Below are 15,357 nucleotides of genomic sequence, written 5' to 3'. Positions count from 1 at the left end.
CATATTCAAGTATCGGGAACGCTTCCTTCGGATAGGATTATCAACGGCAACTTGGCCTCGTCCATCAAACAAGCTGCCAAGCCGGCTGCGCCAGAAGGCGTGGTAGAAAAGCCCAGATCATGGGCATTCTCGACAGCTTCCAAAGCCTGTTGATCACTGATCGTAACCCATTCGTCGGCACACTTTTTCAATATATCCAAAGCCAGCATGGACGGAGTTTTGCAGTCCAATCGCCCCATGTTTGACACCGGGCCTTCTACGGTAACAAGTTCGCCTGCGCGGGCGCTTTCGCCCAGACACGGCGCGGCGTCCGGTTCGACAACGATGATCTTTGGTTGAACCGGCCAACTAGACCGGATCATGTAAGCAATCCCAGCTGCCAGTCCGCCAACACCAGCCTGCAGATATACATGGCTTGGCCACTTCCCCGAGCCCTCCAACTCTCGACGTATTTCTTCAGCAATGACGGTATAGCCTTCCATCACCAACCGAGGAGGCTCGGTATATCCGGGCCAAGATCCATCGGCGAGGTGGATTGCGCCAGTTGCCTCAGCGTCGGCAATGGCAGCTGCAACACTCGCCTCGTAATCGTTGCCCGATCGGACGACATCAGCGCCCTTGTTTCGAAGACGAACAGCAAAATCCTCGGGCACCGTCTCGGCAAGTTGAATGCGGGCCTTTGCGCCAAAGAGCCGCGCGCCAGCGGCAACAGCCATGCCATGGTTGCCCGCACTGGCACAGACAAATGTCATTGAACGGGCCGTGTCTTTGACCAGATCATCCAGAAAACTGCTGGCCTTTACCGGGCGCCCAATGCGTGCTTCGATCAATTTGGCTACAGCGTAAACGCCGCCAAGAGCTTTGAATGCACCCAAGCCCATTCTGTTGGTTTCGTCCTTGACCAAAATCTGTCGCCCTCGGAAGCTGCAAGTCTCCAATGGGCTTGGCTTATAGGCAGGGCAGGCAGAAAGCAGATTCAGCGGCTTTGCGACGTCGAGATATGTAATATTTTCCATATGCAGAGTTGTACGGGGACAAGGTGATATGTTGTGATCAAAACCGCTACGATTATGATAAAATTTCTCATCTTTAAGGGCTATAGCGCATGAAAATAGACCAGTTCGACCGAAACCTGCTTCAACTGATACAAGTGGATGCTAAGATGGGCCTCGAAGCTCTTGCGTCAGAGACAGGCTTGTCTGTCGCCTCGGTTCAACGGCGATTGAAGGCTCTCAGAGCATCAGGTGCCATTCTTTCGGAAGTGGCAATTGTTGACCCCAAAAAGCTGGGCGTCGCGATGACATTCATAGTCATGGTTGAACTGGAACGCGAACGTCAGGATCAAATCGATGCATTCTCACGCCAAGTGAAATCCGAACCCATGGTGCAGCAGTGCTACTACATCACAGGAGATGCCGACTTTTGTTTGGTGTGCACAGCGCGGGACATGGATGACTTTCAAGAGCTTACGAAGCGTTTGTTTTTCGACAATTCAAACGTCCGTCGGTTTCGAACATCTGTTGTGATGGGAAGAAAGAAAGTCGGGTTAGGAGTTCCCACTTAAGACAGCAGATCGGATTGGCGAAGTCATTCCTGCAGCGGGTCACTCACGCCCATCTGTCATTGAGTGTCGAACCGATTTAAGCGCAAATAAGGCTTTAGCCGTCTGCGAAAGCAAGTTAGCGCCAACTTTTTCAATTTGCCCGACTGGCTCAATAATTCGCAACTGTGAAAATAAGTTGCAGTTAAGGTCTATTCTTTGGATGTTAAATGTGTCGCACGCGCTTTCGCTCAGGACACAGTTCGGCAACACTGCGCGCAAATCAGTTAACCTATGTGAGACCGGGAGAATATGGCGCTTGAGGACCCTTTCACAGACCTCAAAATAGAAACGCAGCGGACTGGGTTTTACAAAGGATATTGCCTGCCGATCGCACTGGTGAGCAAGATTTCGGTTTCGCTGCTGGTCCTTTGGGCATTGGTATGGCCGTTAACTGCAAACGACACATTGCGATCATGGAAGTCGGGATTGTTGGCCGAATTCAACACATTTTATAACCTTTCGGTCGCTCTGTTTGTTTTCTTTCTTTTTCTGATTGCGCTTATTCCTGCGACCGGGCGAATGCGACTGGGTGCAGAAAGCGACATGCCCGAATTCTCGAACTTTTCATGGTTTTCAATGATGTTCGGCGCAGGACTAGGCGTTGGGCTTATGGTCTATGCGACCGCTGAACCACTTGGCCTGTGGGAAACAAACCCACTAACTGTGTCTGGGGAAGTCACACCAAAAAGCGAGAACGCGATTGAAGGCGCGTATCGCTATACGTTTTTGCACACTGGTTTTCACGCTTGGGCAATATATGTGGTCACTGGCCTGAGTCTTGCCTACTACGCCTATACCCGCGGTATGCCGCTTACAATCCGGACCGCGCTGACCCCGCTGCTCGGGGAATACTCCAATGGTGTTGCAGGTCATGTGATAGATATACTTGGCGTCGTAGCAACAATACTCGGCGTGGCTGTAACGATCGGTTATGGCGTTTCTCAACTCGTCGATGGCGCGTTTCTTATTACCCATGCAGGTTGGCTTGTAGAAAGTGCGGCGACAGCTATAAAGCCATCGACCGCCGGCCTTATTACAGCGCTAGCAGTTGTTATGTTTATGTCGACACTTTCTGCTGTCTCCGGTGTAGGGCGCGGTGTCAAATACCTGTCGAACATCAATCTTGTGTTTTCTATGGTCTTGCTAGCGGTGTTCATTGTTTATGGCTCGTTTGCATTTGCAACGACCACCTATGCTTCAGCCTTGGTCGACTATTTCAAGAACTTCATCTCGCTGAGTTTTCAGGCCCATCGTTCGATTTCGGAGGCCGAGTTCGCATCCTTATTACCAACTGAGGCTGCCCCCTTCGCCGGAGAGTTATTCGCTGGTGCGACAGATGCCTGGGGAACGAAGGCTAGCTTTCTTGAAGGGTTGAGCAGCGATGCCGCCAATCTCTCAGATGCAACTAAATCCGCTGCTTATGATGCTGGAACACGAGGCAGGTTATTCGGGTGGCAAGCCGGATGGACAACTTTCTATTGGGCTTGGTGGATATCGTTTTCACCTTTCGTCGGCCTTTTCCTGGCGCGTATCTCCAAGGGGCGGACCGTGCGCGAGTTTATACTCGGCGCGGTCATAGCCCCATCTTTGGTCTGTTTCGCCTGGATGGCCATTCTGGGTGGCGCCGCCATCGACATGGAGCTGAATGGGGACGCCAATGGGTCAATCCTTGCGGCATCCACAACGGCGACGCTGTTTGTCACCTTGGGGGAAATGATTTCAGGCGACTTTCTAGCAGTGGTTAGTGTTATGTGTGTTTTGTTGACCATGACATTTCTTGTTACGTCCGCCGACTCTGGCATCCTTGTTATGAACACGATCATGTCCGGCGGGTCCGAAGAGACCGGTCTAGTTCACCGCATCCTCTGGGGCGTTCTGCTAACGCTTGTCATCGGAACCTTGCTGATTGCGGGCGGCGGCGGACTAGAGGCTTTGACAAACGCGATGATTATCGGAGCACTCCCATTCAGCGTTGTGTTGCTGCTGATGTGCTTATCTTTGACCAAAGCCATGATAAACGACTTACGCCGATCAAAACACGAGACGCATTCTGAGGGTTCAGCGGGATCGCGATGAACTTTGGTTGTTCCTAGTCTCTATTCTGCCTACCGCTCTCAACCTCCCCGCATCGCTTCAGGCGGCAGCTTGATCGGAAACTTGGACCTGACCTCTTCATCCACCTTGCTGCCAAAGTAGTTCGGGTAATGGTTGGACAAAATGTCGTCCACTACCGACCTGCTCCGCTCAAACATGTCCTGACGCCCAGCTTTCTCCCAGGTATCCGTCAATTCTCGGTCCATCAGAGTCGGGTATACATACTCCGTCTCCATGTATTGCAAGGTTTGCGGGTTGCCTAGAAAATGGCCGGGATCAATCGCACATTCGTGGATGACGTCGACTGAAAGTGTATCGTCGCTTACTTCGATTCCACGGAGTGTTCTTGAGATCATACCCGCAGCCTCGTTATCGATGACCATAGACTCAAAGCTACAACCCATCAGACTGCCAAGCATACCGCCAAATTCGCAGAGCCTGTTGGCACCGGCATGAGCGGCCAACGCAAAGGTCAGCGCCTTTTCCAAGCCATATTGCGCATCAGGGATTTTGGAATCCGTCATGCCACATCCGACACTGGTCGGCAGGTTGTAGAAATTGCCCATCTGGATCGCTGCGGCTGATATCAACGCTTGTTCACCGCTACCGCCAGTAAAGGACCCGGTGCGTAGATCGGTGATGAAGGGCCAAGCTGCGAAGACGACCGGAGTGCCCGGATTGATGAGGTTAGCAATAGCGACGCAAGACAAGGTCTCGGCGACAGCTTGCGCCAAAGTTCCTGCCAATGGCGCAGGCGACGTAGCTCCGGCTTGCGGAGGAACGGCAAGATCGCACACCAGCCCCATCTTCGCAGTATCAATCAGGATTTCCAGATTTTCGCGCCCGAACCTGAGCGGGGATACGATGGGACAGCCTCCAAATATGACCGAGGGCTTTTCAAGGAACTTGCCCTCTCCACCCGATGCCAGATCGAACAGATGGATCGCATCCTGAATGTGATCGCGGGTTCTGAAGGTCAGGCAGGAAGGTTTTTCACTGCCTGCCAGGATGGCGTAGAGCATGCTCATGTCATGCTCATAATCCTGCGGCACATCCGTCGCCAGAACCGTGTCGCCAGTCATGTGGATGTTGTCGAGCCGGTCAACCAAACGGGTGAAGTCGTAAATGTCTTTGAGCGTTGACGGTCGGTAGCTGCGCGTCTCGGCGTCAAAAGTCGTCACCGCCGTGCCGGAGTTTGCGTAATACACCTTGTCCTTGGTGCAGTGCATATCGTCCTTTCCAGCCCGCGACCCGCGTGCATGGACATAGAATTCGCTGGCTGCTTTGGCCAATAGGTCTTCCATCAAAGCGCGAGGAAAGCACAGCCTACCATGTTCGTTCACCGTCGCCCCTTTGGGCAGAACGAGATCGAGAACTTCTTGGGTGGGGTCCCCTACCCCAGTACGTTCGAGAATACCAAGAGCGGCCTCGTGAATACGCGCCATATCTGCGTCTGACAACGGCTTGTACCGGCCACCCGAGATGCCGGGCCAGATCGCCTGCGAAGCGGCGTTGCTGGTGCGTACTGCCGCGCGTGCTTCACGCCCGCCCCCACGCCGTCTTGATCTGCGCTGCGTTAATTCTGTCATGTTTCTTCTCCGAATTTTGAGCGTGTCAGATCATGCTGAAGTAATTGCGATAGAAGCCTGGAATGCTCCATTCCATCTCGGACAGTGGCCCTGGGACGAAATGGTGCGAATTCACGCCTTCCTGATTGTGTCGGATGATCCGTTCGTCATCCAGCGACGTGACATGCCAGAGCCATGTCAAAGCATCCTTGTCATAGTCGCGCCCCTCTTCCGCGTCACCGCGCACGTACCAGACGATCTGAATATCTGTTTCTTGCAGGCCCCGCGGGACAAACCGATACCCAACCACGTGATCCGCATAGACGAGGAAATAATTCAGCGTACCGATCCCCAGGTCAGTCGCTCCACCATCGTGAGCTTTTAACTTGCCCAAAGGCGGTGCTAACGGAGCGCCATCCTTGCTGCCGGTCAGATAGCCGGGAAACAGCGGATAACGTCGCCAATAGACATCTGCACCCGGCGCGACTGCGTTCGCTCCGGTCAAGTCCAGCTCCTCAGCAGGCACTCCGGCTTCGGCCATTCGTTCTTGTAATGCCCCTCTGAATTCCAGAACCTGAGTAGGGTCTTTCAAGGAGTGGCTGCGAGAATAGTCCAGATGGGATGGTGCGCAGTGGTAACATTCCAGGTAATTCTCAAGGGCTAGTTTCCAGTTTGCCGGAACCGGGTACGAGGCCTCATGCGCGACCTTCAGGTTTTCAAATTCAAACGGCTCTGAAAGTGGGGCGAGCTTGTCTAAAGCTGCCTCCAGTGGCGGCGCGTTTTCAGCGGAGCAGACAAATATCAGACCCTGAAAGATCTTTACCTGCACCGGGAACAGCCCGTACTGGCTTGGATCAAAATCCGCCCCCATTGACCGGCCGTTTCGCAGTTTTCCGCTCAAGTCAAAGGTCCACGCATGATAGGGGCAGATGAAATTGCGTGCCTTGCCTTTCTTTTCAATGCAAACACGCGATCCCCGGTGGCGACACACGTTTAGATGCGCGCGCACCTCGCCCTCGCGATCCCGAACGATGATGATGGACTCGGGCCCATAATCGAAAAGAAAATAGTCCCCTGGTTCAGCGACCTGACTGACATGGCCGACCCAGATCCAGTTGTTGTTCCAGAACGTACTGATGTCGTTCTCGTATACTGCCTGAGACGTATAAAAATGACGCGGCAAGGCGAACCCTTCCGGCTGCGCATCCATCAAGTCGCGCATTACTTGCAAATCATCTTTTGGCATAGCGCACCTCACACAGGTTCAAGGGAAACGATTTCCCGACGGAAAAATTCGCGGTCGATATCGCCCGCATCGCGTTCGAAGTTTCGGGCTGCCATGTGACCCGAGTATACAGCATCAGCTATCAAACCGGGGTTTGCCGCATCACCGATCAGTTTCAACGTTGTCAGCGGACCTTTGTCCAAACTGCGAAGCTCATCGTAAAGGGCGGTTTCGCGCATTCGCTGCGTAACCGACACGACCGAGCGGCAATCTAAGTATTGTTCTTTTCCCGTGTAGGCGCATTGCAAATTCGCCTGACCCGGTGCGATGCTGGTAACGGTGTTTGACAGGACCAGCTTAACGCCTTTTTCCAACAAACTGCGTTGCACTTTCACTTGCTCCAACGTCAACTCGGTGAAAGGCGAAACCATCGAGGCCGGCGTTACAAAGACAACCTCATGCCCGGCCTGAACCAAATGTTCCGCCAGCACTCCACCTAGATAGGCCTGATCATCATCATAAAGCAAAATCGGACCATCCTCAGGCATTACCCCGGACATGATGTCATCCGGAGTGAAAACCTGAGCGTCTGAATCGATGGATATGCCCTGAAATGCCGACTTACCGCGACCATCTCGTCGCCATGACGCGCCAGTTGCCACAAAGACGTTCGGAATTCCCAGTTCAACGACCTCACTTGCTGACAGTCGACTGTCGGTGAACAGGTTTACGTTTCCGCGTTGTTGCAGGTCGTAGATTCTGTGATCTATGACGCGCTTCCAAGCGGATAACCCAGTTAGGCCGGATTCCAGAAATACACGGCCGCCAAGCTCTTGCTTTGCTTCGGCCAACGTGACTTCATAACCCCTGCGCGCCAGTTGCATCGCACACTCAAGTCCTGCCGGGCCGCTGCCAACAACAAGCGCTGCCTCCTCTTCCCCTCTGCCCTCAATGATTTCAGGATGCCATTTTCGGCGCCATTCCTCACCCATCGTCGGGTTTTGAGTGCAACGGATAGGAACGCCCAGCGCATCAGATGACACACAGATGTTGCAACCGATACATTCGCGAATTTCTTCGATGCGGCCTTCCTTGATTTTGTTCGGCAGAAACGGATCGGCAATAGAGGGTCGCGCCGCGCCAATAAAATCAAGGACACCCTTCTTGACCAGCGACGCCATCAGATCAGGCGATGTCAAACGACCAACGCCCACAACAGGTTTCGAAGTGACCTGTTTGACGAATTCTATATATGAGGTTTGAAAGCCATCGCGGGGTTCAAAGCGTGTTGTCGCAGAGTCATTGCTCCAATTCGCGACGTTTACGTCCCAAAGATCGGGCAGCTCGGACAGCAATTCGACAACGGCACGACCTTCTTCCTGCGCCTGCATCCCATCAGATCCCAGCATTTCATCAACTGCGAACCGAAGGGCGATGGCGCAGTCATCCCCAACCTCTTCTTTGGTTTCTTCCAAAAGCTCTCGCATCAGGCGCACCCGGTTTTCTAGCGAACCACCGTATTCGTCGGACCGGTCATTGAATTGCGGCAGCAGAAAGTGGTGCGGCAGGGTCATGTGATGCCCGGCATAGACATACACGATGTCAAAGCCTGCCTCGCGCGAGCGCCGTGCCGCCGCGCGGTGCCACCTACGGAACTCACGAATGTCAGTCTTGTCCATTGCGCGGGCCTGCTTGGGATAGGCCGTTTGCAGGGCAATTTCAGACGGAGCCAATAGCGGCGCCCGACTGAGATGGTTCTGCGCATGATGACCGTTATGAGCCAGTTCAATCGCGGCCAGAGACCCCTTCTCGTGCACCGCGTCGGTCATTAGCCGTAAGGCCGGAATATCCCGCTCATCCCAAAGACGGTTTTCAGCGAAGGGGGACAGGTCAGACGTGGGGTGAATTTCAGTCTCTTGATTGGACACGACGGCCCAACCACCCTCGGCCTTCATCGCCCGCATGGCAGCTTCAGCCTGCGGTCGCAGATGCCCCATGCCATTGCAGTGTGGCACTTGGTAGAACCGGTTTCGGGCCGTGACTGGCCCGATCTGAACCGGCTCGAAGAGAACAGAGTATCCGTCAGCGCCTGACATTGCCGCGCTTCCTCCAGAAATTTGGAAATCGTTTCTAGGGAATGGAATGACTACGGTCCTGCCATTCCCAGTTGTACCGTTTTGGTGCCCTTAGAAGCCCGCTTTGATGCGCTCGAATTCTTTCAACATCTTCGCTTCAAGCTCTGGGTTGACCGCGTCAAAAAACAGGCTGCCGTCAAAGAAGCTGTCCACGTCCGAAAACCCATAGGTTTCAACCAATGCCGGGTCGGCCTGCGCAAATGCGTCAGCGTTGGCATGGGCGTACCCCCAGCTTTCGATGATGTACTTGCCGCTTGCGGCAGAGCTGAGCGCGTTGAGCATGTCATAGACCTGTTCATCTGATTGCTTTGCAGATTTCAGGTGCACGTAGCCGCAGACCCAGGTGGCAATGCCCTTGTCCACATCGCGCATCATGACCGCCGGAGTTTCGTTCCAAATCAGGTTCAGTTCCGATTGATTCCAACCCCAACCCAGCGTCACCTCTCCGCTGGCAATGGCCTGATCCAGTTGACCCGCATCAGACCAGTAAAAGCGTACATTCGGATGAATTGCGCGCAGGTAATCCGCCGCTTTCTGGAATTCTTCGTCGCTCATATCGGTATAACTGGAGGCACCGGTCGCCAATGCCGCCATGGCAAAGGCACTGGAGGCTGCGTCAGGGATAGCAACCTTGCCCTGATAAGCCGGATCCATCAGCAACTGCAGCGAAACATCGTCCGCTGAAATCATATCGGTGCGATAGATCAGGCCGGTATTGCCCCATTCGAAAGGCACCATGTAGGTCTGCCCGTCGATCGTGATGCCGTCGACCTCTTTGATCTTGGGCATCAACTTGTCCCAGTTCTCCAGCTTGCTGGTGTCGATCGGCTTGATCATGTCTGCCGCAACCCATTTTCTCAGGGCGTCTGTGCAGGGATGGGCCAAATCGGCCTCAAAGCCAGATTGAAGCTTGGTAAACGCCTCTTCCACGCTGCCAAAATAGGTGTAGCTGGGTGCGCCGCCATACTTTTCGACATAGTCGCCATAAAACCCCTGATCCTCATAACCGGACCAGTCGAAAACGGTTAGATCAGCCGCGTTGGCCAGAGCTTGTCCGGCGGCAAAGGTGACAACCACTGCTGCCATAAATGATGCTGTTTTATTCATTTCTCTCCTCCCAAAGATTCACGTTTGCCCAAATCGATCACCGAGGCGCTTTGAACGCCAAGCCAAACGGTATCGCCGCGGCTGTGATCAACAGTGTGAAAGTAGTTTGGCACTGCGACGGCGATGCTGTCGGGCAGCCCGTCGACGCGCACATAATAGTGGACGCTTTCGCCATAGAAGGCGACGTCCGACACCTCGCCCTGAACAATAGCGTCGTACCCATCCGGTTTTTCCGCGCTGATTTCCAACTGCTCAGGTCGAACGCCGACCAGCAGATCTTTGTCATGCACCTGAACATTCGGGTTCACCCCAATTGTCATCGAGCCAAACCCTTGAACATTCACGTCCAGCGTGTCGGCGTTCTCAGCAGCAACTTCGGCATTCAGAAAGTTCATCCCGCCGATGAAAGAGGCCACTTCCCGATTACACGGTTGAGAATACAGGACCTCGGGCTTATCGACCTGCTTAAGCCGCCCAGCGAACATGACGCCGATACGGTCGGACATAGTCATAGCCTCATATTGATCATGCGTGACCATCACGAAAGTAATGCCAAGCTTTTGTTGCAGGCGGCGCATTTCCAATTGCATCGCTTCGCGCAGGTTTTTGTCCAGCGCGGACAAGGGTTCATCCAACAACAGCACTTTGGGACGCATAACCAATGCCCGGGCAAGTGCCACACGCTGCCGCTGGCCGCCCGACAACTCATTGGCCTTGCGATCCTGCAAGCCGCCAAGTTCCACCATCTCAAGCGCCTCGGCAACGCGCTCTTTGATTTCATTCCGCGAAAGCTTTGTCTTGCGCAAACCGAACCCGACGTTGTCGCCCACATTCAGGTGCGGAAAGATCGCATAGCTTTGGAACACCATATTCGTCGGGCGCTTGTTGGCGGGCACGTCGCCCATCGTGTGCCCATCGATCCGGATCTCGCCCTCTTCGTGATCCTGAAACCCGGCGATGATGCGAAGGGCTGTTGTCTTTCCGCAGCCCGAAGGTCCAAGCAACGAAAAGAACTCGCCCTCCTTCAAGGTCAGGTTCAGATCAGACACAGCTACAAAGGAACCAAAGCGTTTCTCAACGCCCTGAATTTCGATGATGTTCTGTTCACTCATCTTATTTGTTTCCTTTGGCTTCAATCCGAGGATTGGGTGGAACGGCGGCGGAAATATTCGGCAATCAACAGCAACAGGACCGACGACAGCAAAAGCAACGACCCCAACGCCAGTGTGTTGGGCAGTTTCGCCGGGAAACGAATTTGGCTCCAGATATAGACCGGCAGCGTCGGGCTGTTGCCAGACAGGAAGAAGGCCAGAACGAACTCGTCAAATGACACTGTGAACGTGACCAAAAGGCTGGCGATGATGCCAGGTGCGACGATGGGCAAAGTGACACGCCGAAAGGTTCCCACAACGCTTTCGCCGAGGTCAAAGGCGGCCTCTTCCAGCGACTGGTCGAAATCGTCAAAGGCGGATTTCATGATCGATACCGCAAAGGGCAAAGCCACGAAGACATGACCAAGGATCACGGTTGTCAGCGACGGTTTAAGACCGACGCTGATGAACAGAACCAGCATCGAACTGGCAACGATGATACCGGGAACGACCAGCGGGAGCATGACCAGCCCTTCGGAAAACTCGCGCCCTTTGAAACGGTAGCGGACATAAGCGCGAGCTGCGAACAGACCCAAGGACGTTGCCATCAGAGCCGTTATACTACCAACGATCAACGAGTTCACCATCGCCTGAAGCAACGTGTCTTGCTGACCCAACTGCGCGTACCACTTCAACGTGAATCCTTTTAACGGGAAGGCCACAATGGTGCCGTCGTTAAAGGAAAAGAGCGGCAACAGCAGAACCGGCAGGTACAGAAACACCAGGTAGGCGACCGCATAAACAAGCAACCATGGGATACGAAAGGCTTTGGTCATCTGATCCTCCGCCCCAATGCGGTGACGACCACCACAAACAGGATTGCGACACAGCCGACCGAAAGCATGGCAAGCAGAGACAGGGTTGCACCCAACGGCCAGTTATTGGCGGCGCCAAACTGCACCTGAATCAAATTGGCCACCATCTTACCCTGCGATCCGCCGACCAGGGCAGGAGTGACGTAATCTCCGACGGTGGGAATAAAAATGATCAAGCAGGCTGCAATGATCCCCGGAACCGTCAGGGGCAAAGTCACACGCACAAACCGTTCCAACTTGCTGCACCCAAGGTCGGTTGCGGCCTCCAGTAGACTACGGTCGATCTTTTGCAAAGACACATAAATCGGCAGGATTGCAAACGGCGCCCAGGCATGCGCAAGCGTGAGGACAACGGCAAACTCGTTATAGAGCAGGAATGTCAGCGGCTCCTGTATAAGCCCCAAGGAAATCAAAGCCGAATTCATGACCCCATTGAAGCCAAGGATCAGCTTCCAGCTAAACACCCGCAGCAGGTAACTGCTCCAAAATGGGATGGTGATCAGCAATAACCAGAGGGTCTTTTTCTGCGTCCGAAATGCGATGAAGTAGGCGATCGGGTATGCCAGACAGACTGTTGCCAGTGTCACCGCCCCTGCAATTGCAATCGACCTGATCATTAAGTGCCGAACTAAGGGGTCGGTGAACGCCTCTTGGTAATTCGCCCAGGTCAGCGTTCGATCAATTTCGACATAGGTCTGGGTCCAAAAGCTGTAAGCAACAAGAATACAAAGAGGCACGGCAACAAGCAGGCCGACATAGAGCGTCGCAGGCGCGCTCAGTGCCAGGCCCTTGCCCGTTTCACTTCGTATGACTCCAGCCATGCTTCCCTGCTGAACTTTGCTTTCGGTGGCGCGACAATTTCGATCACAAAATGGACAATCGTCCATTTAAATCTGGAATTTTCGGACTAGCTGTGTCAACTGATATTTTCACAGCTGGAACTGGCCAAACTCACATGAGCCGCTAGAAGGCACCGCAAGAGACTGAAAACAAACAGAACTGTCTAAACGAATGACTGGAAGACGCCAACAGATACGAGAACGAAACCGCCTCTCTCTGATCGAGGCCGTGCTCGACTCGGTTGCAGAAAAGGGAATTTCTGAGACGTCAGTTAGTGAAATCATTCATCGCGCCGCGCTATCCCGCGGCATGATTCACCTTCACTTCGGCGGCAAAGACAACCTCGTACACGAAGCCGCCCGCTACTCGTCCGAACAATACTACAACGGTATCTATGCCTTGCTGGAAACCACCGGGCAAACTGGCCAAGAACATATTGAGATGATTGTTCGCGGGGATTTAAGCGAAGCTATCCTCAATAAGAAAAATGTTTCAATTTGGTACGCATTTCGCGGTGAAGCCAGAAACAGGGCGGCAATCGCGGCTTTTTCGGATACGCGGGACGCAAAGCTTCGGAATCTGGTCTTCAACGCGTTTGCCAAAATTGCAAAAGAGGCTGAAATCGAGCACCCCAATCAAGTCGCACGCGATGCCACACATGGCACACTTGCCTTGTTGGAAGGTATGTGGACCGATTACCTGCTCCACACAGATTCATTTGATCGCAATGAGGCAGTGAGAATTATTTTTCGGTTTTTAAGCGCAATGTTCCCGAAACACTTTGATCTTAGCGGCGCCCTGACCTTTGAGTGACAGTTTCGATCGCACTGATAGGGTTGTTTTCTAGACAAAAGCTTGGTGTGCTAAAGGGTTTCTTGCCACTCTGCGAAATCATCTGCTTGCTCTTTCACCCACCTGACAAAAGCTTGAGCCGGTGCAGGCGCGTTGGAACGAGACATTAGGAAATAGTCCTGACTGTCTAAACGTGGCCCATTCAATGAAACCAGTTCACCTGTTTTCAGTTCACGTTCCGCGATTACGTCATCCGCTACCGCGACTCCCAAACCCAAACGAGCAGCTTCAATGGGAAGGTCGCATCGATTTAGGGTAATTGTCGGTGCAGCATCTGGATATGGCAAACTTGCCTCTTCAAACACCAGCTTCCACCAGTGATCATCAGTTTCGTGAATCAGTGTTTCTTCTGAGGCTTCCGCCAGTGAAGAAATGCCCAGATTTGGCGATGATACAACAATAGTTTTGGGGGACACGAGACGGTTTCGCTTGTAACCACGATAGTTTGCAAACCCCCAAACAATTGCAAGGTCGGCAGTAGATTGAATGAATCTTGGTGGGTCATGATGGGTTCGTATATTTAGAGAAAACCCGAGTTCACTAAACGCACCATTGCTCAGGCGCGGTAGTAACCATTGACGTAAAAAAGTTGCTTCGACATCCAACGTTACTGTTGGCCTGCCTGATACCGGGCCAGCCTTGTCGGTAGTTAGGTGCCGAAAGCCTTCCGTCACTCGCTGCGCGTAGCGAGCACCCGCTTCGGTCAGAGTGACCGCGCGGTGGGATCTATCGAACAATTCAAACCCGAGGTCATCCTCAAGTCGCCGAACGGCCCGACTAATCGCAGCAGGCGTCACGTTTAATACAGTGGCAGCTTTAGCAAAGCTTTCGTATCTCGCGGCGGCTTCAAAAGCACGCAGAGATGTGAGGTTGGGCAGCATGAAAAAACATTACCAAAAGTAACTCAAAATACAAACAAGATCATTTGAACTACTCATTGTTAATGATGAAGTTGGGGAAAACTGGAGCTATCATGAAATCGCCACATCTGTTCCTTGTCGCCTCCGCCTTCCTGCTCGCTCTTGGATCAGTACTGGCAAAATACCTTCTTTCGCTTGACAGCAACTCAATTATCACAATCGATCCACTGCCGTTTTTGACGCTTCAACTGATCGGAGGGGTCGCTTTCCTAATCACCGTCAGGGTCGTAAAGGGGTGGGTAAATGAACCTGTCGCGCTTTTGATGCGACCAGCGCTTACAGGTATCATACTGGGCACAGGTTCTGTCGGAACTATCATGGCACTCGACCTAATATCGGCGAGCGAAGCGTCTGTAGTCTTTGCTACGCAGCCGGTTCTGATGCTTGGCCTGGCTTGGGCCCTATTGGGTGAACGCCTACGACCAACTATCACCTTATTGTGCCTTGCCGCGGTCAGCGGAGTTGTAATCATCATCATTGGCGGCTCGATCAATGCTTCTCCATCTCGCGTGGAAGGTCTTGCCTGCGCTTTGATGTCAACCACCTGTGCAGCGCTCTACGCAGTCTGGATGCGCGGACTAAGCGGAAAAGTTGACTTCCTCACCGCTCTAATCGTGGTTCAAATATCGGCCTGCGTTATATCCATCGCAATCTGGGGATACGCAGCATGGATCGATCTTACTCCAACTCGCGTGGGGACGCCTTTCCTAGCTGCGGCAGCCTTTGGAACAGGGGCAATTTACTACGGCGCAGCGTTCTACGTTTATCTCATCGGGTTGCAGAGCACAGAAGCATCAAAAGCAGGTGTCTATCTCAGTCTTGTTCCAGTTTTTGCTATTGTGCTCGCTTGGGCCATACTCTCAGAGCGGTTGGGCACCTCGCAGTGGATAGGTACCGTGATCGTAGTCGCTGCTGTGACAGGAATTGCAACCATCTCTGCACGAGAAGATGATAGGCAGAAAGAACTTATTTGAAGTGAAAACCTAGGCAAAAAGTTTCCGCAGAACTGCCTATCCCCACATTGAGCCTGATCGTCGTATTGCGAAT

The 15,357-nt window shown here is 53.2% G+C and carries 13 protein-coding genes; 4 read left to right on the top strand and 9 right to left on the bottom strand.

What is annotated here, in order from left to right:
- Nucleotides 1-5: 5 nt before the first annotated feature.
- On the bottom strand, nt 6-1,016 hold the full coding sequence (locus tag ACR0L3_RS16745) for a pyridoxal-phosphate dependent enzyme (RefSeq protein ID WP_480746909.1): 1,011 nt from the start codon (nt 1,014-1,016) through the stop codon (nt 6-8).
- Between the two features lie 89 nt (nt 1,017-1,105).
- Between ACR0L3_RS16745 and ACR0L3_RS16740 the strand changes: the two genes are divergently transcribed.
- Both ACR0L3_RS16740 and ACR0L3_RS16735 read left to right on the top strand, forming a co-directional pair.
- A complete protein-coding gene (locus ACR0L3_RS16740) occupies nt 1,106-1,564 on the top strand; it encodes an Lrp/AsnC family transcriptional regulator (RefSeq protein WP_480746908.1) in 459 nt (152 codons plus the stop codon).
- Between the two features lie 288 nt (nt 1,565-1,852).
- Nucleotides 1,853-3,679, top strand: coding sequence for a BCCT family transporter (locus ACR0L3_RS16735; protein ID WP_480746907.1), 1,827 nt, complete (start codon nt 1,853-1,855; stop codon nt 3,677-3,679).
- 38 nt (nt 3,680-3,717) lie between these two features.
- Here the strand turns inward: ACR0L3_RS16735 and ACR0L3_RS16730 are convergent, their stop codons facing one another.
- The 7 genes from ACR0L3_RS16730 to ACR0L3_RS16700 all read right to left on the bottom strand — a co-directional run bounded on the left by ACR0L3_RS16730 (nt 3,718) and on the right by ACR0L3_RS16700 (nt 12,519).
- Complete coding sequence (locus ACR0L3_RS16730) at nt 3,718-5,286, bottom strand: trimethylamine methyltransferase family protein (protein WP_480746906.1); 1,569 nt, start codon at nt 5,284-5,286, stop codon at nt 3,718-3,720.
- A gap of 25 nt (nt 5,287-5,311) precedes the next feature.
- Nucleotides 5,312-6,511 (bottom strand): aromatic ring-hydroxylating oxygenase subunit alpha, encoded by a 1,200-nt coding sequence (locus ACR0L3_RS16725; protein WP_480746905.1) that lies wholly within the window; start codon nt 6,509-6,511, stop codon nt 5,312-5,314.
- Nucleotides 6,512-6,519: 8 nt separating this feature from the next.
- Complete coding sequence (locus tag ACR0L3_RS16720) at nt 6,520-8,586, bottom strand: oxidoreductase (protein WP_480746904.1); 2,067 nt, start codon at nt 8,584-8,586, stop codon at nt 6,520-6,522.
- 90 nt (nt 8,587-8,676) lie between these two features.
- Entirely contained in the window at nt 8,677-9,732 is a 1,056-nt protein-coding gene (locus ACR0L3_RS16715; RefSeq protein WP_480746903.1) for an extracellular solute-binding protein, read from the bottom strand.
- Nucleotides 9,729-10,844 (bottom strand): ABC transporter ATP-binding protein, encoded by a 1,116-nt coding sequence (locus ACR0L3_RS16710; protein ID WP_480746902.1) that lies wholly within the window; start codon nt 10,842-10,844, stop codon nt 9,729-9,731. Before ACR0L3_RS16710 ends, ACR0L3_RS16715 begins: the two co-directional genes overlap by 4 nt.
- A 20-nt stretch (nt 10,845-10,864) precedes the next feature.
- Nucleotides 10,865-11,659 (bottom strand): ABC transporter permease, encoded by a 795-nt coding sequence (locus ACR0L3_RS16705; RefSeq protein ID WP_480746901.1) that lies wholly within the window; start codon nt 11,657-11,659, stop codon nt 10,865-10,867.
- The gene (locus ACR0L3_RS16700; RefSeq protein WP_480746899.1) at nt 11,656-12,519 is read right to left on the bottom strand and encodes an ABC transporter permease; all 864 of its coding nucleotides are present in this window, start codon (nt 12,517-12,519) and stop codon (nt 11,656-11,658) included. Before ACR0L3_RS16700 ends, ACR0L3_RS16705 begins: the two co-directional genes overlap by 4 nt.
- A 190-nt stretch (nt 12,520-12,709) precedes the next feature.
- Between ACR0L3_RS16700 and ACR0L3_RS16695 the strand changes: the two genes are divergently transcribed.
- Nucleotides 12,710-13,351 carry a TetR family transcriptional regulator C-terminal domain-containing protein gene (locus ACR0L3_RS16695; protein ID WP_480746898.1) on the top strand — a complete coding sequence of 214 codons (642 nt, stop codon included), beginning with the start codon at nt 12,710-12,712 and terminating at the stop codon, nt 13,349-13,351.
- 50 nt (nt 13,352-13,401) lie between these two features.
- On the opposite strand, the gene ACR0L3_RS16690 is transcribed toward ACR0L3_RS16695, so the two are convergent.
- On the bottom strand, nt 13,402-14,271 hold the full coding sequence (locus tag ACR0L3_RS16690) for a LysR family transcriptional regulator (RefSeq protein ID WP_480746897.1): 870 nt from the start codon (nt 14,269-14,271) through the stop codon (nt 13,402-13,404).
- A 92-nt stretch (nt 14,272-14,363) separates the two neighbouring features.
- Here ACR0L3_RS16690 and ACR0L3_RS16685 point away from each other — a divergent pair, with 92 nt between their 5' ends.
- Nucleotides 14,364-15,284, top strand: coding sequence for a DMT family transporter (locus tag ACR0L3_RS16685; RefSeq protein ID WP_480746896.1), 921 nt, complete (start codon nt 14,364-14,366; stop codon nt 15,282-15,284).
- Nucleotides 15,285-15,357 lie beyond the last annotated feature (73 nt).

The organism is Ruegeria sp. CK1, assembly GCF_056536545.1.
This window is presented reverse-complemented; position numbering and strand designations above follow the sequence as displayed.

Bases quoted from the DNA above. Each gene is read 5' to 3' on its own strand.
- ACR0L3_RS16685 (WP_480746896.1), top strand. From the start codon at position 14,364: ATGAAATCGCCACATCTGTTCCTTGTCGCCTCCGCCTTCCTGCTCGCT.
- ACR0L3_RS16715 (WP_480746903.1), bottom strand. From the start codon at position 9,732: ATGAATAAAACAGCATCATTTATGGCAGCAGTGGTTGTCACCTTTGCC.
- ACR0L3_RS16700 (WP_480746899.1), bottom strand. From the start codon at position 12,519: ATGGCTGGAGTCATACGAAGTGAAACGGGCAAGGGCCTGGCACTGAGC.
- ACR0L3_RS16695 (WP_480746898.1), top strand. From the start codon at position 12,710: ATGACTGGAAGACGCCAACAGATACGAGAACGAAACCGCCTCTCTCTG.
- ACR0L3_RS16720 (WP_480746904.1), bottom strand. From the start codon at position 8,586: ATGTCAGGCGCTGACGGATACTCTGTTCTCTTCGAGCCGGTTCAGATC.
- ACR0L3_RS16690 (WP_480746897.1), bottom strand. From the start codon at position 14,271: ATGCTGCCCAACCTCACATCTCTGCGTGCTTTTGAAGCCGCCGCGAGA.
- ACR0L3_RS16745 (WP_480746909.1), bottom strand. From the start codon at position 1,016: ATGGAAAATATTACATATCTCGACGTCGCAAAGCCGCTGAATCTGCTT.
- ACR0L3_RS16705 (WP_480746901.1), bottom strand. From the start codon at position 11,659: ATGACCAAAGCCTTTCGTATCCCATGGTTGCTTGTTTATGCGGTCGCC.
- ACR0L3_RS16725 (WP_480746905.1), bottom strand. From the start codon at position 6,511: ATGCCAAAAGATGATTTGCAAGTAATGCGCGACTTGATGGATGCGCAG.
- ACR0L3_RS16740 (WP_480746908.1), top strand. From the start codon at position 1,106: ATGAAAATAGACCAGTTCGACCGAAACCTGCTTCAACTGATACAAGTG.
- ACR0L3_RS16710 (WP_480746902.1), bottom strand. From the start codon at position 10,844: ATGAGTGAACAGAACATCATCGAAATTCAGGGCGTTGAGAAACGCTTT.
- ACR0L3_RS16730 (WP_480746906.1), bottom strand. From the start codon at position 5,286: ATGACAGAATTAACGCAGCGCAGATCAAGACGGCGTGGGGGCGGGCGT.
- ACR0L3_RS16735 (WP_480746907.1), top strand. From the start codon at position 1,853: ATGGCGCTTGAGGACCCTTTCACAGACCTCAAAATAGAAACGCAGCGG.